This window comes from Lysinibacillus sp. FSL R7-0073 (assembly GCF_038009065.1).
In the GTDB taxonomy this organism is placed as follows: domain Bacteria; phylum Bacillota; class Bacilli; order Bacillales_A; family Planococcaceae; genus Lysinibacillus; species Lysinibacillus fusiformis.
This window is the reverse complement of record NZ_JBBPAS010000001.1, coordinates 439,845-460,082: the sequence shown is the minus strand read 5'-3', so window position 1 is coordinate 460,082 and position 20,238 is coordinate 439,845. Positions and strand designations below refer to the sequence as shown.

Below are 20,238 nucleotides of genomic sequence, written 5' to 3'. Positions count from 1 at the left end.
TATCCGTTACTCTGCCCGGTCTATCCATTCTTCATAGAATTTGATTGGAAGATGCGCCCTTTTTCATTGTAATCAAAAAGGCTACCTCCACAAAGTCCTGCACCCCTAAAGTTAGAGTCAAAAATCTAAACTTTAGGGGTGTTTTTATATGGCGAAATACAGCGAAGAATTCAAAATACATGTGGTTAATGAATATATGAAAGGCCCTTTAGGTTATAAATTATTAGCGAAAAAATATGACATACCAAATCATTCGCAAATAAAGCGGTGGGTACATGCCTTCAAAGAATTTGGAGAAGTTGGATTACATAGAAAAGTAACAAAACAGCTCTGTTCAATTCAAGCTCGATGTATTACACTTTATGAAACAAACAGGTGCTTCTTATCAAGATACAGCGATTGAATTTAACATGAATAATCCAGGGTTAATAGCGAACTGGAACAGTAAATTTTTGAAGGAAGGTATAGAAGGCTTGCAAGAAAAAGCGAAGGGACGGCCACCTATGTCTAATAATCCTAAAAATAAACCTGTCAAACAACCAAACACATTGTCTCGTGAAGAACAGCTAGAACGTGAAAATGAGCTTCTCCGATTAGAGATTGCATACTTAAAAAAGTTAAACGCTTTCGAGGCGAATCCGGATGCCTTCCTCGAAAAGCACAAGCAGCGTTGGCATTCGAACTCAAAGAAGAAGGGTTCCGATTGAAAGATGTATTGAAAATCGTTGAGATCCCAGAAGCAACGTATCATTACCATATTCAACAGTTAAAAAATGAAGATCCCAATCAAGAATGGAAAACGTTGATTTTAGCGCTATTTGAGAAGCATGAAGGTAGATATGGTTATCGCCGAATCCATGCAGAATTAAAAGCGCAAGGATACGTCATCAATCACAAAAAAGTACAGCGAATCATGAAGGAATTGGACTTAAAGTGTGTGAAATTCGTTCGTAAATCTCGTTATAAATCGTACAAGGGCAAGGTGGGCAAAGTCGCAAATAATCGATTAAACCGCCGTTTCAATACGCCAAACACTTTACAAAAACTGGTGACAGACGTAACAGAATTCAAGTGTACAGAAGATGAAAAACTTTATTTAAGTCCAATTATGGATCTCTATAATGGCGAAATTATTGGGTTTAGTATGTCTAAACGCCCAACATTGGATTTCGTATTAGAATCGCTATACCAAGTTCTTCCAATCATTCAGAACCAAGCTACATATCGTACAACGATTCATTCGGATCAAGGCTGGCATTATCAACATAATTCATGGGTGAAAACATTACGGCAAAATAAAATTTTCCAAAGCATGTCTCGCAAAGCGACGTGTGCAGACAATGCGGCGATGGAAAACTTCTTTGGCATACTCAAACAAGAGATGTATTACGGTGAGATATTATTCTCATATGAAGAATTGAAGAAGAAAATCAAACGATATATCGACTACTATAACAATGAACGTATTAAACAAAAACTGGCTGGCATGAGTCCAGTAAAATACCGAACTCAAGCCAGCCAATTAGCTGCATAATAAAAACTCTAACTTTAAGGGGTCACTACCCAACAAAGGTAGCCTTTTCGTATTATTGAATTACACCTAGTTCACGACCAACTTTCTCGTAAATGGCTAACGCATTATCAAGCATTTCTTTTGTATGAGCTGCAGTTGGCATATTACGAACACGACCTGTACCTTTAGGAACAGTTGGGAATACGATTGATTTCGCATAAACGCCTTCTTCAAATAAGCGTTTTGAAAACTCTTGTGTCAGCTTTTCATCCCCAATAATACAAGGAGTAATTGGTGTTTCAGATTCACCAATATTAAAGCCAAGCTTCTCTAGTCCCGCTTTTAAATAGTTACCATTATCCCACAGCTTATCGTGAAGCTCTGTAGAATCAATTAGCATTTGTACAGCAGCTGTAATGGCTGCCACATCACCTGGTGGTAAAGCTGTTGAGAACAAGAATGGACGAGAGCGAACTTTTAACCAATCAATTAAATTCTTCTTACCAGCTACATAGCCACCTACGACACCAATTGCTTTTGATAATGTACCAATTTGGAAGTCAATCTCTTTTTCAAGTCCAAAGTGCTTCACAGTTCCTTTGCCTTTACCAGTTACACCTGAACCATGTGCATCATCAACATAAGTAATTAAATCAAATTCTTTGGCAATTTCCACAATCTCCGGCAATTTAGCAATGTCGCCATCCATTGAGAATACACCATCCGTAATAACCATCACTTTATTGTATAAACCAGATTCTTTTGCCGCTTTTGCCTTGGCACGTAAATCATCCATATCTGAGTGATTAAACGCAATGATTTTCGCCTTAGATAAACGACAACCATCTATAATAGAGGCATGGTTTAATTGATCAGAAAGTATTGCATCGTTTTTATCCATAACAGCTGAAATAGCTGCCATGTTACAATTAAAGCCAGATTGATAAGAAATAGCTGCTTCAGTTCCTTTAAATTCAGCAAGCTTTTCTTCTAATTTAACGTGTAAGTCCAGTGTCCCGTTAATAGTACGAACAGCACCTGCTCCAACACCATATTTTTCAATCGTTTCTTTGGCAATACGCTTTAATTCTTCATTCGTTGCTAAGCCTAGATAATTGTTAGAAGATAAGTTAACAAGATTTTTGCCACGTACCTGTATTATCGGGCCATTTGCACCCTCTACTGGATCAATTTCATTGTATAAGCCTTGTTCATGTAGGGCTTGTAGGTTTTCGTCTAAAAATGCATTCAATACTTTTGACAAGCGTATCATCCTTTCCTAGGAAAACAGTTCTAGCTCCTAGTTTAGCATAAGCAAGCCTATAGCTAAATTATTTTGTTAATCTTTCGAATAATGACGCTGTTTTTTCTCGCCATAAAGAGGCGGATAGGCAATTATCCAATAAACGCCGCACCGTATATTCTGCTTCTGCATAACGCTTTGAGTAGCCCATCGCATCTTGCATGGCTTCTTTATAGCGCGCTCGGACGTCCTCAATTGCTAATTCTGCCTCTTCCGTAAGCTCACAATGTTGCCCTATATCAAATATCTTATCGCCTAATCGGCCATCCTGTGGATCAAAAATATGAGGTTCCGTACTATCAAAAATACAGAAATTTAGTTCTGGGATAATGACCATATCGACAGATCCTGCATCTAAGCCACACCATACAATTTGAGCATCAAGTCCTCTTGCATTCGCCTCATCTGCAAGGCCTTTCATCAAGGAGGATTTGCCTGTACCCGGTTTGCCTTTAATCATTAATCTTGTCGATATATTTTTCGTAATGCTTTCAACTGTGTTTTCTGCCCCTCTTGGAGTTAGCGTTCCAAGTAAACGGTGTGTTCGCTCACCCGTTTTATTTAAAATAATAGATTGGAAAACTTCCGATTTTAAATTTTCCACCTGTTCATTTAATGCCTGCCAATTCATGCAGCTTTGCGTCACAACCTCCCAATCATCGTGGAGTTTGATAGCATGATTTAGCTTGGCAATACATTTATCACGCCAAGCCATACGTTCCTGTACTGCTTCAGCAAGTTGCTCTCCTATTTTCTCAAGCTGGATATCTTCCAGGCAATCATAAAAAGACATAACACGATGCTTCGTACCAAGTAATGTCGGCCCAATATCCCATTCTGATGCCCAGACATACAGTCTATTACAACCCTTTACATAAACAGCCTCGACTACTTCCTCTAACAACGCATGCTTAAACCATTCGACAGCAAAGCCTTGTTTAACATAAAAATAACCTAGCTCTTTCAATAGCTCTGATCCTTTAGATGTAGAGGCACCTTGTAAAAAATAAACTAGCTCCGCTTCCTCCATCATTTCTTTATATAAATGTTTCACACCTTGCCCAGTCAATGCGTGTCCAAAATAATACGTCACATTTCCGTTCAAATGTCGTTCCTCCTTTTGTTTCTGCCTTGCATTATATGAAGGAACACTAAAAAAGATGAAAAGCTACTCCTATCCTTAACAGATAAAAGTAGCTTTACAGTTTAATAAAAAGGCTTCATGTCTTCAATATGACCAATACATTTCATTAATACTTTGCGACAATAAGGTAATGAATATTGCACAATATATCCGGAAGTTAAAGCAATTAATACTGTTCCCACTCCAACTGGGCCACCTAGTAGCCCTCCTACAATAGTTACTAGAACTTCGATCCCCATTCTCGCAGTTTTAATAGTTCCGCCAAATTTTTCGACAAGTATCATCATTAATGTATCTCGAGGGCCTGCACCCATATTTGGAGCAATATACATACCACAGCCAAAGCTTAAGACAAATAAACCAATGATAAAATATGTAATTTGTAGACTATACACATCTGTTGAAGGCAATAGCCAGTTAAATACATCGATGAATGAACCGATTAGTAGCATATTCAGCCATGTACCAATTTTAGGCCACTCACGCAATACAATTGATGTAGATGCGACAATAAAAAGACCTGTTAATATAGACCATGTACCAATCGTTAATCCAAAGTTTTGAAATAACCCTACATGCAAGACATCCCAAGGGCTCGTTCCAATTATCTTCCCTTTAATAGACATCGTAATCCCCAGTGACATCACAATCAAGCCGCCAATAAAAAATGTCCAGCGCCACCCCATTATTTTGCGCATTCCCTATCCCTCTCTTTATATTTGATAATGCTCTAACTGTATCATGTTTTCTTCAAATATCGTGAAATCGTGCTTGTAAATGGAAGGATGGATAACCCTATTCTATTAAAATAAAAAACTATCCATTTTTCACTAATGGATAGTTGTAATTGGCGCAAGCTGGGCCTTTGTAATATTCTTCAAATCATTAAGTTGAACATGGATTTGCATACCTATTTTCCCTGCACTTACAATAATACTGCCTTGTTGTTGAGCAGTTTTATCAATTACCGTAGGATACAATTTTTTCATGCCTACTGGCGAGCATCCGCCACGGACATACCCTGTATAGTTAAGTAAATCTTTTACAGGTAGCATATCAATTTTCTTTTCTCCAACTACCTTTGCGGCAGCCTTTAAATCCAGTTCCTCAGCCACTGGAATAACAAATACAAATAGCTTTTGTGCACTTGCCTTTGCTACTAATGTTTTAAAAACACGGGTAACTGGCTGACCAATTTTTTCGGCAACAGACACACCGTCTACTTGACCGTCTCCAATTTCATATTCCATCACATCAAATTGGATTTTTTGCTGCTCTAATAATCTTATCGCATTTGTTTTGGCATGCTTTGCCTTCGCCATAACCGTAATCTCCTATCTACAACATTAGGCTATCAAAGAGAACATCGAATCATTTCCTGGACGATAGCCATTCTTCGTCATTTGAACATGTGCTGCATACTTTTCAGATGCCTGTTTGAAGGCTCTCGATTTTAAAGTAGCATCATGGCTCTTACCGAAAATTGTATCTGCAAATGGGTCCAATTTCAATTCCTTCGAGAAACGTTCAGGAACCTTAACTGTAGTCACCTCATTGACAAAGGGTTGGTCCTGTTCATCTATTGCGTCAACTGTTGAGTTAACTTCATGTAGAATATGCTGAATTTGAGCATTCACGTTTTCTGCTAACCTTACATCTTGAGCAGATGGCTTTGACGATGATAATGCTGCATTTCGCATTTGCTCTAAAGCCTGTAATGTATCATTCAAATCCGGATTATTTACAACAGGTGCTCCGTCATGATTACCACTTGCCCATTTATAAGCTTGCTCATGTGCATGGACATCCTTTGAAGTTTGCTGCAAATCTTCCATAATGGCCTGCTGTTGGGGTGTTACTACTTCTGTATCTTCTTGTTGCTGCTCGTATAAATCTTGATCTGTACGCCCTAATAGTAGGTTTTCAAGCTCAAGCAATAATGGATTTTTCTTTGGCTGAAAATACATGGCATTCTTTCGATATGCATCTCCCGCTTCTTTGCGCTGCATAAACTTTTTACGATTAAATGGGGACGATAATCTCTCTTGCTCCATTGAATTATATATTTTCATAGTTTTCACCTCATCCTTCTATCTTCATATGCTATTTTGTTACTAGATATGAACATTTTTTATCACTATATCTATTACTTCGAAACAGCTTCTGTACTCTTATTATCGGAATTTTCATTATTAAATTCAAGCATAAATGACTACTAACCACCTAAAGGGGTACAAATTAAAATCATTTTTAGATATAAATACCTAATCCCAAAGAATATATGCCTCAGTCCTTTAGTACTTTCATTTCGATTTCAATAAAAGTTACTACCATTCGCACAAAATAAATAGTGTTAATATATAAAAAAACAGCCTCTATATATAAACCGGCTGCTTTCTTATTTTTTCGGTGTAATCAATAGGCACTTATAAGCTAAATAACCGAGCCATGCACCAATAGTATTTAAAATTAAATCATCAATATCCGCAGATCCCACTGTAAAAATAAATTGGATCGTTTCCACACTAAGGCTAGCAAAAAAGCCTAAGCAAAGTATAACTCCTGCTTTGCGGAATTTCTTCGATAGTAATGGCAGTAAAAAGCCCATAGGGGTGAAAATTAATAAATTACCAAGTAAGTTAATAATTATCGTATCCCAATTAAAATATTGAGAGTAGTTTATATAACGGAAAATCGTTTCAAAGGGCATAAAATTAGTAGTTAATCGCCAACTACTGTAATCAAACAGCCCTAAGTCACCGACGGAATAATCACCTTCCCATAACACAACGACTACATTAACTAAACGATCGATGACCAATTTATAAAAAGCTAAAAAAGAATAGATGCTAAATAACATCCAACCTACTATTTTTATTGGTAAATAATATGTATCAATAACATCTCGATATGGTAATGGGAGCTTGGCATTACCTTGAACATCCGTTATGTTGTTTTTTGACATGCTAAACACCCGCTTCCCTTTATTCCTTCCCATATTTTAATATGCTCCTTAAGACCATGCAAGTAGCTGTTAACTATTTATCGACTAAAAAGACTGCCTCCTGACAGAGAGACAGCCTTCCCATAAGTATTTATACTGGATTTACCCCATGCTTACGTTGTGAGAAAAGTAAGTATTTTGACATGTAAAGCTCTAAACGACTTTCAAGCACCTTCCGTAAATCATTTGGCTCAATTACATCATCAATAATTAATTCTGATGCTAATCGATACACATCAATCTCTTCTTGGTACTCTTTTCGTTTTTCAGCTATAAAGCTTGCTTGCTCCTCTTTCGGAAGCTCGGCAATTTTATTTGCATAAACTGCATTGACTGCAGCTTCTGGACCCATTACTGCAATTTGAGCATTTGATAATGCGATACAGCAGTCTGGCTCAAAGGCAGGACCAGCCATGGCATATAAGCCAGCACCATATGCTTTACGAACAATAACCGTTAGCTTTGGAACAGTTGCTTCACTCATCGCAAAGATCATTTTTGCGCCATGACGGATAATACCAGCTTTTTCGACCTGTGTGCCAATCATAAAGCCTGGGACGTCCGCCAAGAATAGAAGCGGTATATTGAAAGCATCACAAAGAGAGATGAACTTGGCCGCTTTATCTGCAGAATCGTGGAATAATACGCCTCCCTTAACACGAGGTTGATTCGCGATTATCCCTACGGATTGCCCCTTAATACGTGCAAGACCAGTAATTAATTCCGGTGCAAATAATTTCTTCACTTCACAAAACGAATCTTCATCAATAATACGGTCAATTAACTTATACATATCAAAAGGAACGTTTTGGTTTTGTGGTATCAATTCCTCAATCGATTTATCGAATGTAGCTGGTGGTTTAGGGGCCTCTACTTTGCTACGTTCTGCATAGTTATTAGGGAAATAGCCTAAATATTTACGAGCATAGGCAATGGCCTCTTGTTCTGTTTTGGCTAGCACATCTCCACAGCCGGAAACTGAACAGTGCATTTTTGCACCACCCATTGTTTCTAAATCTACTTTCTCTCCAATAACCATTTCAGCCATACGAGGAGATCCTAAATACATAGATGCGTTCCCTTCAACCATGACAACGATATCACAAAATGCAGGGATGTAGGCACCGCCTGCCGCAGACGGTCCGAATAGTAGACAAATTTGTGGTACTTTACCTGATAACTTGACTTGGTTGTAGAAAATGCGACCCGCACCTCTTCTACCTGGGAACATTTCTAGCTGATCTGTAATACGTGCACCTGCTGAATCAACTAAATATAGTAACGGACAGTTAAGTTTTTCTGCAGTTTCTTGAATACGAATCATCTTTTCAACCGTACGTTTTCCCCATGATCCTGCTTTAATCGTTGAGTCATTCGCTAAAACACAAACGGTACGACCATGAATTTTACCAATCCCTGTGACAACACCATCAGCAGGTAAATCGCCTGCCAAGCAGTTTGCATAAAGGCCATCCTCTGATTGAAGACCATCATCTAATAATAATTCTAGACGTTCACGTACAAATAGCTTCCCTTGCTGTGCATTTTTGTCATGATATTTTGGTAAACCACCAGAAAGAATTTTATCTTTCATTGTAGGTGGCGTGTTTTCTGTTGAAATATTGCTCATGTTTAATTCCTCCCTTTGCCCATTCAATTACGCCAAGTTATTTTTTTAGCGCCCCTATTCCCCTTTGTCAATGCGCCAAAAAATCAATGAGAATGCGCTTAGATTTCCGTCAGTGTGATTAATCTGATTGGATTCTCTTCTTTATTTTCCTGAATATTGTGGTGCTCTCTTCTCTTGGAAGGCTAGTAGCCCCTCTAATCGGTCCTCTGTAGGGATCAGTGCACTATATGCAAGTGATTCAATTTTTAAACCGGTAGCTAAATCTACCTCAACACCCTGATTCATAGCCACTTTAGCCTGTACTAGCGATAATGGTGCATTTTTTGCCATTTCTAGAGCAAGCTGCTGTGCCCTTTCCATTACCTCATGTGTCTCATGAACATATTCAACGATGCCATAATTTTTAGCTTCCTCAGCATTTAAGCGACGCGCTGTATAAATTAATTCCTTTGCCTTCCCAAGACCAATTAGTCGAGGAAGTCGTTGCGTTCCTCCTGCCCCTGGAATTATACCGAGAGAGGTTTCAGTGAGACCTAACTTAACATGTGCTGCTGCGACACGTAAATCGCAAGCTAAAGCTAATTCTAGACCACCACCAAAGGCTACTCCATTTAGCACCGCAATGACAGGTTGAGCGAGTGTCTCCACTTTCGCCACTGTGGCACCAATCAACTGCACGATTTGCTTCACTTGTCGATCGGACATACCTTTGCGTTCTTTTAAATCAGCCCCAGCACAGAATGCTTTTTCTCCAGCACCTGTTAGTAAGACTACTCGCACTGTCGGATCTCCGTTGATTTGATCAAGCGTATCAGATAACTCTCGCAGTAACTGTACAGACATCGCGTTCGCAGCCTCTGGTCTTAAAAGGGTAATAAGTCCAATACTTCCCTCTAGTAATTCAAAGCGAACAAGTTGAGTCATAATGGATTCGCACTCCTTTCATTACGGACAATCGCCATTTGCTTTGAAGCTACAGCTTTGCCTAATTTCTGTTCAATAAAGAGTGCAGCCTCTAATACTTTTTGTCGATCTACACCAGTTTGAATGCCCATTTCATCAAATAAATATAATAAATCTTCGGTAGCTACATTACCTGAAGCCCCCTTAGCATATGGACAGCCCCCTAGACCACCAAGCGCACTATCAAATTTGGTTACACCCATCTCTAAAGATTTCATAATGTTAGCCAGCGCTGTGCCACGTGTATCATGAAAATGCATTGCAAAATTATTTGCGGAATATCTTTTTAATAGTTCCTCTAAAAGAAGTTCAACTTGAGTTGGTACACCCACGCCAATCGTGTCACCAAGTGAGATCTCTGTTACACCCATTTCCAATAATTTATCTGTAACACGCAGTACTTTATCAGGATGTATATATCCTTCATAGGGACAGCCAAGAACTGTGGAGATATAGCCTCGAACCTTTTTCTTTGACGCTTTAGCTCCTAATACTACTTCCTCTAAAATAGGAAATGTTTCGTCAATGGTTTTGTTAATATTACTTTGGTTATGACTTTCACTAGCAGACATAAATATACTTACTTCATCTACTTCAGCCTGTAACGCCCTTTCTAGGCCTCGCATATTAGGTACAAGTGCTGCATAAGTAATATCCTTGTTCCTTTTAATGGCTTGAAGAACCTCGACCGCATCCGCCAACTGTGGAATCCATTTCGGATGTACAAATGAAGTCACCTCGATGTAATTTAATCCAGTTTGGCTTAACAAATTCACTAATTGTATTTTATCTGCTGTTGTAATATGTGTTTTTTCATTTTGTAAACCATCACGGGGACCGACTTCTTTCATTACGACATGCTTAGGTAGCTGCATTAAGAGGCCTCCTCTTATTCAATTTCTAAAATATCATCATCAACGTTAATGAAATCTCCTTCATTGGCGATAATTTTTGTTACCACGCCATCTTCTTCTGCTGCAATCGGAATTTCCATTTTCATTGATTCTAAAATAGCTACATCTTGACCTGCCGTTACTTTCTCACCTTCTGCTACGACGATTTTCCATACTGTACCTGCCATGCTTGCTTTTACTGTTGCCATAATCATTCACTCCTACTTTTAAATTAATTATGCATTCGCCCTCTCTATGAAGCACGAATGCTCTTCAATACTTACTTTGACTCTGCTAATTGTGGTAAATAAAATTGTTCGACAAATTTTGTAGTCGTATAGCCTTTTAAAAACTGTTCATGTGTAACAGTTTTTAGCAGCATCGGAATATTCGTTTGAATACCCTCCACTTTATATGCTTTCAGTGCTTGGATTAATCTTTCACAGGCAATGTCCCTTGTTTCTCCCCACACTACCAATTTACTGATCATTGGATCATAAAATGGTGTAACTGCTGAACCTGTCTCTACACCACACTCATGTCGAACTCCTTCGCTTGTTGGTAATTCTAGAGCTGTTATCGTACCAGGAGACGGGAAAAATGTAGAAGGATTTTCAGCGTATATACGCACTTCAATCGCATGACCCTGTTTCGTAATACCTTCTTTCGTAAATGAAAGGGGTTGCTGTGCAGCGATTTTTAATTGCTCCTCTACTAAATCAAGTTTCGTAATTTCCTCTGTCACAGGATGCTCTACTTGTAATCTTGTATTCATTTCTAAGAAATAAAAGTTTTGATCCTCATCTACCAAATACTCAATCGTTCCAGCGTTGATATAGCCAATATGCTTCGCCGCTTTCACTGACGCTTCTAGCATCTTATCTCTTGTCTCCTGTGAAATGAATGGTGATGGTGCTTCTTCTACTACTTTTTGATTTCTTCGTTGGATCGAACATTCACGTTCAAATAACGGAACCACATTGCCTTGATGATCGGCAATAATTTGTACTTCAACATGGTGAGGGTTAGCAATAAATCTCTCCATGTACATCGTGCCATCACCGAAAAATGACTGTGCACGTTTTTGATTTCCCTCAAATGCTTTTGCTAGTTCCTCTGCATTTTCAACAAGTTGCATACCGATACCGCCACCGCCTGCCGATGCCTTTAACATAATTGGATAGCCTAAACGTTCAGCGATTTCAGTAGCTTCTTCTGCATCCTTTACAGGTGTCTCTACACCCTCTACAATGGGAACACCTGCAGCTTTCATTGTTTTACGTGCCTCTAATTTACTTCCCATTGAAGCAATAACATCAGCACTTGGTCCAATAAAAATTAAACCTTCCTCTTCACAGCGCTTTGCAAACTCTGCATTTTCTGACAGTAGACCATAGCCAGGATGAACAGCCTCGACGCTATTTTCTAGTGCAATTTCTAGAATACGTTCTATATTTAAATAGCTTTGTGCTACAGGTGGTTTCCCTACACAGTACGCCTCATCCGCATCCTTCACATGTAAACTTTCAGCATCTGCCTCAGAATAAATAGCAACCGTTTGAATATTTAGGCGTTTGCATGTTCTGATAACACGTCTAGCAATCTCCCCACGATTTGCAATTAATACTTTTTTGAACATATTCACTGCCCCTCCTTATCTGACGGTCATGACAAAATCTTCTCGTAATTTATATTTTTGAACCTTTCCTGAAGCAGTCATCGGATAATGATCAATAAAGAAAATATGTTTTGGGATTTTATGTCTAGAGATTTTCTCTCGACAATATTCTCGAATCTCCTCTTCTGATGCCTGCTCACCTTCTCTTAAAATAATCCAAGCTGCCGCTTCCTCCCCATACACAGGATCAGGAACACCAGCAACCTGAACATCTGATATTTTCGGATGTGTATAAAGAAACTCCTCAATTTCACGGGGATATAAATTTTCACCACCGCGAATAATCATATCTTTTAAACGACCTGTTACACGGACATAGCCCGCTTCATCCATCGTTGCCAAATCACCCGTATGCAGCCAGCCATCTTGATCAATGGCAAGATCGGTTTCTTCTTGGTTTTTATAGTAGCCTTTCATTACATGGTAGCCTCTTGTACATAGCTCGCCTTGTTCATTTGTAAGTGCTTCCTCGTTTGTTCCAGGAACTACAATTTTCGCCTCTAAGTTTGGTAAGGCACGGCCAACCGTCTCCACTTTTAACGTTAACGGGTCATCTGTTCTTGTTTGCGTAATAACTGGGGATGATTCTGTTTGACCATAGCAAATCGTAATATCTGTCATGCCCATTTTCTCAATGACCGCTTTCATTACCTCTATCGGACAATTAGAGCCCGCCATGACTCCTGTCCGTAGAGTTGAAAGGTTGAAAGACTCAAAATTCGGTAAATTAAGCTCACTAATAAACATCGTTGGTACGCCATGTAATGCTGTGCACTTTTCTTGTTGAACCGTCCTTAGCACCTCTTCAGGTGAAAATTCTTGTACTGGCACCATCGTTCCACCACTAGTTGTAATTGCTAATGTTCCGATAACACAGCCAAAGCAATGGAAAAATGGAACAGGTATACATAGGCGATCCTCTGCTGTTAACCGCATACACTCTGCAATGTTGACCGCATTGTTCACTAAGTTAAAATGTGTAAGCATCACACCTTTAGGAAAACCTGTCGTACCAGACGTATATTGAATATTAATCACATCATCATAATGAAGAGATTGCTCTCTTTGTTCTAATTGTTCCTCGGTTACATGATCGGCCGCCGCTACTACATCGGACCAATTTAATACACCAGGATACTTAGTTTCGCCGATTAAAATAACATTTTTTAATAAAGGTAGTCGCTTTGATTGCAAATTACCTGGTTCACAATGTTCAAGCTCCGGACATAACTCTTGAAGTGTATGGATAAAAGAATGGTCTCGATAATTTTCAATTAAAAATATCGTTTTGGCATCAGACTGCTTTAATAGATACTCCAATTCACTAGCACGATAATTAGTGTTTACTGTAACGATTGGAGCTCCCATCTTTCCTGTGCCAAATTGAAGCTGTACCCACTCAGGAACATTGGTCGTCCATACAGCAATATGGTCTCCTTTTTCAATTCCTAAAGCCATTAAACCCCTTGCTACCAATCGCGCTTGTCGATTTAGCTGCTCATAAGTCATTCGTAAATTCCTATCAGCATAGACCAAAGCCTCGTTCTGTGGGTACTTTTTAGATTGTTCATCTAGCAATTGACCAATTGTTTGATACACAAGTTCTGCCATGAAGATCCCCCTTGTTTATGCTATTAAACTTCTTTCAGCAATGAGATGAATGCGGAATTAAGCTACTTTTCAGCAGGTGTCTCGGTATCAGAAAGAAGTGCTCTATGCAGCACAAAGCTAATCCCGGACACAATGAGTTGAATATAATTAACAGCCAATTAAACGAGAAATAACAAGACGTTGAATTTCAGATGTTCCTTCACCGATTTCCATTAATTTAATATCACGTAAATGACGTTCTACATCGTATTCTTTCATATATCCAGAACCGCCATGAATTTGAATGGCTTGATTACACGTACGGAAGCCCATTTCAGAAGCAAATAATTTAGCCATTGCTGCTTCTTTACCAAATGGTTTCTTTTGATCTTTTAGCCATGCCGCTTTATGTACAAGCGTACGAGCAAGCTCTATTTCCATCGCCATATCTGCTAATTTAAATTGAATTGCCTGTAGCTTCGAAATAGGTGCACCAAATTGCTCGCGTTCTTTTGCAAACTTCAGTGCCTTCTCATAAGCGGCCTGTGCAATTCCAACAGAAAGAGCTGCTATTGAAATACGGCCACCATCTAAAGTGTTTAAAAACTGGCTAAAGCCTCGCTTTTCATCGCCTAATAGATTGGATTGAGGAACGCGAACATTTTGTAAAACAATCTCACATGTATTAGAACCTCGGACACCCATTTTGTCATAGTTACAATTAATCGTTACACCTGGAGTATTCGTTGGCACAATAATAGAAGAAATAATCTTTTTGCCATCCTCGCGTTTACCAGTCACCGCAGTTACAATAATTTGTCGAGCGTATCCTGCATTGGTAATCCAGCATTTTTCTCCATTAATAACATAATCATCTCCATCAATAACCGCCGTAGTGCGTGTACCGCCTGCATCTGAACCTGCATTAGGCTCTGTTAAACCGAATGATCCTAATGTCTCACCCTTTGCCAATGGAACAAGAAATTCCTGCTTTTGCTCCTCCGTACCAAAGTTGTAAATTGGCGAAGCTCCTAAGCTAACAGCAGCTGCATAACTTAAGCCTGTGCCCCCACATGCACGACCAATTTCCTCTACAGCTAAAGCATAGGACACCGTATCACCACCTGAGCCACCATATTCTTCAGGAAATGGGATACCCAACAAGCCTAGTTCTGCCATCTTTTTAAAGCTTTCTATTCTCATCGTTGATGTCTCATCAACCTCACGAGCATACGGTTTAATCTCTTTCTCAGCAAAATCACGTACCATGTCTCGAATCATCACTTGCTCTTTTGTTAATTCAAAATTCATCCCTAATCCCCCTAATGTCAAATTTGCCATAGTAGATTTAGCTCAAAGATAATTTACTTCAAGTAAATACCGACTAGTCGGTTTGTAAAAGCAAATAATAAAACCAGTGTTTTCTACTGGTTACCCCTTTATCATAAATTGCTTTGCTTCTTCCATTGCTTGTTCTGTCACAATCGCACGCAATACCATGTCGGTAAAAACATCTGTAATTTGCTCCATTGTTAATGGCCCAGATTGCTTAAACCATTTATATGTCCAGTTAATCATTCCCACAATCGCCATCGTAACAATGGTACAAGGCAATTCTGTACGAAAAACCTTCGTTTCTTGGCCTTCTGCTATCACTTTTTGCAAGATGTCCCGATAATGATCTCTTTTTTTATGAATGATCTCACTATACTCCTCTGAGAGCGAACGACTTTCTTCATAAAAAATTGTAATATGTGCTTGATACATATCAAATACTTGTGTCAGCGTTTGTAGCATCGCACATAACCGTGTAATGGGCGTGTCGTATTTGTCATATGCATCCTGTGATTGTTGAATAACATATGAAATAAAGACATCATGAATTTCATACAACAATTCATCTTTTGATTTAAAATTATGATAAAATCCACCCTTTGATGCCCCTATATATTCAACGATACGATCAACAGTTACATTGTGATAACCATCCTGCTGAAACAGCTCAACTGAAGCGTCTACAATTCTTTGCTTTAATGTTTTCTTTACCATAGGCCCTATCATCCTTCATCTAGCTCTATACTCCATCACTCCTTATAATCAGGAAAAACAACAACTTTCATGAAAGTATTCTATTTTTTCCTAATTATAAAAATACTATGACAATATAAATATAGCATTCTCAAAATTTGGTGTCTAGCATCAAATAGATTTTTTCTTTTAATACGAGCATAAAAATAACATTAAACAGAATTCAAAGAGCACAAACACATACATACCTTATGTTATACCACTCGTCTTCATGACATTTTTTAAATTTGCTTTTCTCTTTACACCATCAAATCATTTTTCACTGCTATTCAAGAAACCATTTATAATCTCAAATTAAATGGCAATAACCCTGACTTACTGTTTATTTTTAAATTATACAAAAGGAGAGATTTAAATTTGCAAAGATACACTGTAATTAACGAACACATTTCTAATTACCTTAACCCTATCGTTTTAAAAAAGGACAAGAAATATTGTAAGGAAAAGAATACACTCAATCACTCAATTGAATTTTTTATAAATTCATTGTTACAAATAAAGAAGGATGGATTCAGAAGCAAATTTTAACTACCCGAAATAACCCTGATACTACATCAAGATTATTCAGCCCATGAGCTAACAATTAATTAAGGTGAACTATTAATGGGGATAAAGCGCTTAAACGATTGGACTTTCTGTAAAATAGATAATGGGGAATTTGGGATGGCTCCTATTTCATGTTTGTCAAAACTATATGTCTAGCATTATAAATCTGGTGAAATACCTGATTTTTCTTTGCACAATATCTTTCAGTTATTCAATAGGTAAATCAAACTTTACTGATTCGGTACATGCTTGTAAAGAACCCTGCTAAGGATAACATTTTGGATTACCGCAATTTTTATGATTGTGGTACTTTCTATTGTGCATCTGACATGTTCCACAGTTAGGTGGTGGAAGTCTATTCACAAGTCGTAAACTAGCGTGAGAGGTCATCATATAACTAGTCTCCGCCTCCTTAATTGTGCTAACCTGACTACTTCCTGAATAAATTTATCTTTTGAAATTTTTTGGACTAGCCTGCAACTTTAGTTTAAAAAGAATCTGAATGATGGGACCTATATATAGAAAGAGTTTTCATGTTTGGGTGGTTCCTTACCAATAGTTGCAAATAAAAAAACAGCCAGCACACAGCTGACTGTTTTTGTTGCCTAGCGACGTCCTACTCTCACAGGGGGAAGCCCCCAACTACCATCGGCGCTAAAGAGCTTAACTTCCGTGTTCGGTATGGGAACGGGTGTGACCTCTTTGCCATCATCACTAGACTATAGTCGGCTTTCAATATACATCGCATTTCTTCGTCAGCTTCTGTCGTTCAGTCAGTCACGTACTTGAGTACGCTCCTTCCCTCTCTCCATTGCTTCCTCGAACTACTCGTATCTTGAAACCCTTCATAAAAGAAATTGTTCTTTCAAAACTGGATAAACGGTTCATTGAATGTTTCAAACTTTTTTTGGTTAAGTCCTCGATCGATTAGTATTCGTCAGCTCCATGTGTCACCACACTTCCACCTCGAACCTATCTACCTCATCGTCTTTGAGGGATCTTACTTACTTGCGTAATGGGAAATCTCATCTTGAGGGGGGCTTCATGCTTAGATGCTTTCAGCACTTATCCCGTCCACACATAGCTACCCAGCGATGCCTTTGGCAAGACAACTGGTACACCAGCGGTGTGTCCATCCCGGTCCTCTCGTACTAAGGACAGCTCCTCTCAAATTTCCTACGCCCACGACGGATAGGGACCGAACTGTCTCACGACGTTCTGAACCCAGCTCGCGTACCGCTTTAATGGGCGAACAGCCCAACCCTTGGGACCGACTACAGCCCCAGGATGCGATGAGCCGACATCGAGGTGCCAAACCTCCCCGTCGATGTGGACTCTTGGGGGAGATAAGCCTGTTATCCCCGGGGTAGCTTTTATCCGTTGAGCGATGGCCCTTCCATGCGGAACCACCGGATCACTAAGCCCGTCTTTCGACCCTGCTCGACTTGTAGGTCTCGCAGTCAAGCTCCCTTGTGCCTTTACACTCTACGAATGATTTCCAACCATTCTGAGGGAACCTTTGGGCGCCTCCGTTACCTTTTAGGAGGCGACCGCCCCAGTCAAACTGTCCGCCTGACACTGTCTCCTGCCCCGCTAAGGGGCATGGGTTAGAATTTCAATACAACCAGGGTAGTATCCCACCGACGCCTCCTTCGAAGCTGGCGCTCCGAGATCTCTGGCTCCTACCTATCCTGTACAAGTTGTACCAAAATTCAATATCAGGCTACAGTAAAGCTCCACGGGGTCTTTCCGTCCTGTCGCGGGTAACCTGCATCTTCACAGGTACTATAATTTCACCGAGTCTCTCGTTGAGACAGTGCCCAGATCGTTACGCCTTTCGTGCGGGTCGGAACTTACCCGACAAGGAATTTCGCTACCTTAGGACCGTTATAGTTACGGCCGCCGTTTACTGGGGCTTCAATTCGCAGCTTCGCTTGCGCTAACCACTCCTCTTAACCTTCCAGCACCGGGCAGGCGTCAGCCCCTATACGTCACCTTACGGTTTTGCAGAGACCTGTGTTTTTGCTAAACAGTCGCCTGGGCCTATTCACTGCGGCTCTCATGCGCTTGCACGCTCAAGAGCACCCCTTCTCCCGAAGTTACGGGGTCATTTTGCCGAGTTCCTTAACGAGAGTTCTCTCGCACACCTTAGGATTCTCTCCTCGACTACCTGTGTCGGTTTGCGGTACGGGCACCTCTCACCTCGATAGAGGCTTTTCTTGGCAGTGTGAAATCAGGAACTTCGTCCATACGGACTCGCCATCACAGCTCAACGTTACAGTGTGCGGATTTGCCTACACACACGCCTTACTGCTTGGACGCGCATAACCAACAGCGCGCTTACCCTATCCTACTGCGTCCCCCCATTTCTCAAACGGTGAGGAGGTGGTACAGGAATATCAACCTGTTGTCCATCGCCTACGCCTATCGGCCTCGGCTTAGGTCCCGACTAACCCTGAGCGGACGAGCCTTCCTCAGGAAACCTTAGTCATACGGTGGACGGGATTCTCACCCGTCTTTCGCTACTCATACCGGCATTCTCACTTCTAAGCGCTCCACCAGTCCTTCCGGTCTGACTTCAACGCACTTAGAACGCTCTCCTACCACTGACATCGTAGATGTCAATCCACAGCTTCGGTGAATCGTTTAGCCCCGATACATTTTCGGCGCAGCGTCACTCGACCAGTGAGCTATTACGCACTCTTTAAATGATGGCTGCTTCTAAGCCAACATCCTGGTTGTCTGTGCAACGCCACATCCTTTTCCACTTAACGATTACTTTGGGACCTTAGCTGGTGGTCTGGGCTGTTTCCCTTTTGACTACGGATCTTATCACTCGCAGTCTGACTCCCGTGTATAAATATCTGGCATTCGGAGTTTGTCTGAATTCGGTAAACCGGGATGGCCCCCTAGTCCAAACAGTGCTCTACCTCCAGTATTCTCATCACGAGGCTAGCCCTAAAGCTATTTCGGAGAGAACCAGCTATCTCCAAGTTCGATTGGAATTTCTCCGCTACCCACACCTCATCCCCGCACTTTTCAACGTGCGTGGGTTCGGGCCTCCAGTAAGTGTTACCTTACCTTCACCCTGGACATGGGTAGATCACCTGGTTTCGGGTCTACGACCACGTACTATTTCGCCCTATTCAGACTCGCTTTCGCTGCGGCTCCGCCTTCTAAAGCTTAACCTCGCACGTAATCGTAACTCGCCGGTTCATTCTACAAAAGGCACGCTATCACCCATTAACGGGCTCTAACTACTTGTAGGCACACGGTTTCAGGATCTCTTTCACTCCCCTTCCGGGGTGCTTTTCACCTTTCCCTCACGGTACTGGTTCACTATCGGTCACTAGGTAGTATTTAGCCTTGGGAGATGGTCCTCCCGGATTCCGACGGAATTTCACGTGTTCCGCCGTACTCAGGATCCACTCAGGAGAGAACGAACTTTCGACTACAGGGCTTTTACCTGCTCTGGCGGACCTTTCCAAGTCGCTTCATCTAACTCGCTCTTTTGTAACTCCGTATTGAGTGTCCTACAACCCCAAGAGGCAAGCCTCTTGGTTTGGGCTCTTCCCGTTTCGCTCGCCGCTACTCAGGGAATCGATTTTTCTTTCTCTTCCTCCAGGTACTTAGATGTTTCAGTTCCCTGGGTCTGCCTTCAAGACGCTATGTATTCACGTCAAGATACTACGCGATTAAACGTAGTGGGTTCCCCCATTCGGAAATCTCCGGATCAAAGCTCACTTACAGCTCCCCGAAGCATATCGGTGTTAGTGCCGTCCTTCTTCGGCTCCTAGTGCCAAGGCATTCGCCGTGCGCCCTTAATAACTTAACCTATCAGCTTTCAATACACATCACATTTCGTTGTCAGCTTCACTCGTTCATT

Annotated in this window: 17 protein-coding genes and 2 rRNA genes; 3 read left to right on the top strand and 16 right to left on the bottom strand. The window is 40.5% G+C overall.

Going from position 1 to position 20,238, the window contains the following annotated elements; genetic code table 11:
• The first annotated feature begins 148 nt into the window (after positions 1–148).
• Genes MKY88_RS24540 through MKY88_RS02165 form a run of 3 tightly spaced genes read left to right on the top strand, consistent with a single transcriptional unit; the run spans position 149 to position 1,534 of the window.
• Positions 149–403: a transposase gene (locus MKY88_RS24540; protein WP_445669163.1), complete on the top strand. Its 255-nt coding sequence runs from the start codon at positions 149–151 to the stop codon at positions 401–403.
• Positions 363–707: a hypothetical protein gene (locus MKY88_RS02170; RefSeq protein WP_340812902.1), complete on the top strand. Its 345-nt coding sequence runs from the start codon at positions 363–365 to the stop codon at positions 705–707. The genes MKY88_RS24540 and MKY88_RS02170 overlap by 41 nt, the downstream gene beginning before the upstream one ends.
• Positions 593–1,534: an IS3 family transposase gene (locus MKY88_RS02165; RefSeq protein ID WP_328205647.1), complete on the top strand. Its 942-nt coding sequence runs from the start codon at positions 593–595 to the stop codon at positions 1,532–1,534. Before MKY88_RS02170 ends, MKY88_RS02165 begins: the two co-directional genes overlap by 115 nt.
• Before the next feature lie 52 nt (positions 1,535–1,586).
• Here the strand turns inward: MKY88_RS02165 and MKY88_RS02160 are convergent, their stop codons facing one another.
• The 16 genes from MKY88_RS02160 to MKY88_RS02085 all read right to left on the bottom strand — a co-directional run bounded on the left by MKY88_RS02160 (position 1,587) and on the right by MKY88_RS02085 (position 20,187).
• The gene (locus MKY88_RS02160) at positions 1,587–2,786 is read right to left on the bottom strand and encodes a glycine C-acetyltransferase (RefSeq protein WP_012292670.1); all 1,200 of its coding nucleotides are present in this window, start codon (positions 2,784–2,786) and stop codon (positions 1,587–1,589) included.
• A gap of 58 nt (positions 2,787–2,844) precedes the next feature.
• Positions 2,845–3,921, bottom strand: coding sequence for a nucleotide kinase (locus tag MKY88_RS02155; RefSeq protein ID WP_258269883.1), 1,077 nt, complete (start codon positions 3,919–3,921; stop codon positions 2,845–2,847).
• Positions 3,922–4,022: 101 nt separating this feature from the next.
• Positions 4,023–4,658, bottom strand: a complete 636-nt coding sequence (locus MKY88_RS02150; protein WP_340812901.1) for a YczE/YyaS/YitT family protein — start codon at positions 4,656–4,658, stop codon at positions 4,023–4,025.
• Between the two features lie 132 nt (positions 4,659–4,790).
• Positions 4,791–5,282, bottom strand: a complete 492-nt coding sequence (ybaK, locus tag MKY88_RS02145) for a Cys-tRNA(Pro) deacylase (RefSeq protein WP_031418419.1) — start codon at positions 5,280–5,282, stop codon at positions 4,791–4,793.
• A gap of 24 nt (positions 5,283–5,306) precedes the next feature.
• Positions 5,307–6,032: a hypothetical protein gene (locus MKY88_RS02140; RefSeq protein ID WP_340812900.1), complete on the bottom strand. Its 726-nt coding sequence runs from the start codon at positions 6,030–6,032 to the stop codon at positions 5,307–5,309.
• 326 nt (positions 6,033–6,358) lie between these two features.
• Positions 6,359–6,925 carry a VanZ family protein gene (locus tag MKY88_RS02135; protein ID WP_232540435.1) on the bottom strand — a complete coding sequence of 189 codons (567 nt, stop codon included), beginning with the start codon at positions 6,923–6,925 and terminating at the stop codon, positions 6,359–6,361.
• A 130-nt stretch (positions 6,926–7,055) separates the two neighbouring features.
• A complete protein-coding gene (locus MKY88_RS02130; RefSeq protein ID WP_193830830.1) occupies positions 7,056–8,594 on the bottom strand; it encodes an acyl-CoA carboxylase subunit beta in 1,539 nt (512 codons plus the stop codon).
• 141 nt (positions 8,595–8,735) lie between these two features.
• Positions 8,736–9,518, bottom strand: coding sequence for an enoyl-CoA hydratase (locus MKY88_RS02125; RefSeq protein ID WP_340812899.1), 783 nt, complete (start codon positions 9,516–9,518; stop codon positions 8,736–8,738).
• Positions 9,515–10,432 (bottom strand): hydroxymethylglutaryl-CoA lyase, encoded by a 918-nt coding sequence (locus MKY88_RS02120; protein WP_328205554.1) that lies wholly within the window; start codon positions 10,430–10,432, stop codon positions 9,515–9,517. Before MKY88_RS02120 ends, MKY88_RS02125 begins: the two co-directional genes overlap by 4 nt.
• Positions 10,433–10,446: 14 nt before the next feature.
• Complete coding sequence (locus tag MKY88_RS02115; protein WP_031418413.1) at positions 10,447–10,659, bottom strand: acetyl-CoA carboxylase biotin carboxyl carrier protein subunit; 213 nt, start codon at positions 10,657–10,659, stop codon at positions 10,447–10,449.
• Between the two features lie 71 nt (positions 10,660–10,730).
• Positions 10,731–12,089: an acetyl-CoA carboxylase biotin carboxylase subunit gene (locus MKY88_RS02110; protein ID WP_340812898.1), complete on the bottom strand. Its 1,359-nt coding sequence runs from the start codon at positions 12,087–12,089 to the stop codon at positions 10,731–10,733.
• A 15-nt stretch (positions 12,090–12,104) separates the two neighbouring features.
• Complete coding sequence (locus MKY88_RS02105; RefSeq protein WP_328205550.1) at positions 12,105–13,739, bottom strand: AMP-binding protein; 1,635 nt, start codon at positions 13,737–13,739, stop codon at positions 12,105–12,107.
• Between the two features lie 147 nt (positions 13,740–13,886).
• Positions 13,887–15,029, bottom strand: coding sequence for an acyl-CoA dehydrogenase (locus MKY88_RS02100; protein ID WP_328205549.1), 1,143 nt, complete (start codon positions 15,027–15,029; stop codon positions 13,887–13,889).
• Between the two features lie 120 nt (positions 15,030–15,149).
• A complete protein-coding gene (locus tag MKY88_RS02095; protein WP_025115490.1) occupies positions 15,150–15,767 on the bottom strand; it encodes a TetR/AcrR family transcriptional regulator in 618 nt (205 codons plus the stop codon).
• A gap of 1,188 nt (positions 15,768–16,955) precedes the next feature.
• Positions 16,956–17,071: ribosomal RNA gene (gene rrf / locus MKY88_RS02090) — 5S ribosomal RNA — on the bottom strand.
• 188 nt (positions 17,072–17,259) lie between these two features.
• Positions 17,260–20,187, bottom strand: a 23S ribosomal RNA gene (locus tag MKY88_RS02085).
• Positions 20,188–20,238: the final 51 nt, after the last annotated feature.

What these genes read in the sequence shown, in the direction of transcription:
- MKY88_RS02170 (WP_340812902.1), top strand. Translation starts at nt 363, where the DNA reads ATGAAACAAACAGGTGCTTCTTATCAAGATACAGCGATTGAATTTAAC.
- MKY88_RS02160 (WP_012292670.1), bottom strand. Translation starts at nt 2,786, where the DNA reads ATGATACGCTTGTCAAAAGTATTGAATGCATTTTTAGACGAAAACCTA.
- MKY88_RS02115 (WP_031418413.1), bottom strand. Translation starts at nt 10,659, where the DNA reads ATGGCAACAGTAAAAGCAAGCATGGCAGGTACAGTATGGAAAATCGTC.
- MKY88_RS02120 (WP_328205554.1), bottom strand. Translation starts at nt 10,432, where the DNA reads ATGCAGCTACCTAAGCATGTCGTAATGAAAGAAGTCGGTCCCCGTGAT.
- MKY88_RS02140 (WP_340812900.1), bottom strand. Translation starts at nt 6,032, where the DNA reads ATGAAAATATATAATTCAATGGAGCAAGAGAGATTATCGTCCCCATTT.
- MKY88_RS02110 (WP_340812898.1), bottom strand. Translation starts at nt 12,089, where the DNA reads ATGTTCAAAAAAGTATTAATTGCAAATCGTGGGGAGATTGCTAGACGT.
- ybaK (WP_031418419.1), bottom strand. Translation starts at nt 5,282, where the DNA reads ATGGCGAAGGCAAAGCATGCCAAAACAAATGCGATAAGATTATTAGAG.
- MKY88_RS24540 (WP_445669163.1), top strand. Translation starts at nt 149, where the DNA reads ATGGCGAAATACAGCGAAGAATTCAAAATACATGTGGTTAATGAATAT.
- MKY88_RS02100 (WP_328205549.1), bottom strand. Translation starts at nt 15,029, where the DNA reads ATGAATTTTGAATTAACAAAAGAGCAAGTGATGATTCGAGACATGGTA.
- MKY88_RS02095 (WP_025115490.1), bottom strand. Translation starts at nt 15,767, where the DNA reads ATGGTAAAGAAAACATTAAAGCAAAGAATTGTAGACGCTTCAGTTGAG.
- MKY88_RS02125 (WP_340812899.1), bottom strand. Translation starts at nt 9,518, where the DNA reads ATGACTCAACTTGTTCGCTTTGAATTACTAGAGGGAAGTATTGGACTT.
- MKY88_RS02150 (WP_340812901.1), bottom strand. Translation starts at nt 4,658, where the DNA reads ATGCGCAAAATAATGGGGTGGCGCTGGACATTTTTTATTGGCGGCTTG.
- MKY88_RS02105 (WP_328205550.1), bottom strand. Translation starts at nt 13,739, where the DNA reads ATGGCAGAACTTGTGTATCAAACAATTGGTCAATTGCTAGATGAACAA.
- MKY88_RS02135 (WP_232540435.1), bottom strand. Translation starts at nt 6,925, where the DNA reads ATGTCAAAAAACAACATAACGGATGTTCAAGGTAATGCCAAGCTCCCA.
- MKY88_RS02130 (WP_193830830.1), bottom strand. Translation starts at nt 8,594, where the DNA reads ATGAGCAATATTTCAACAGAAAACACGCCACCTACAATGAAAGATAAA.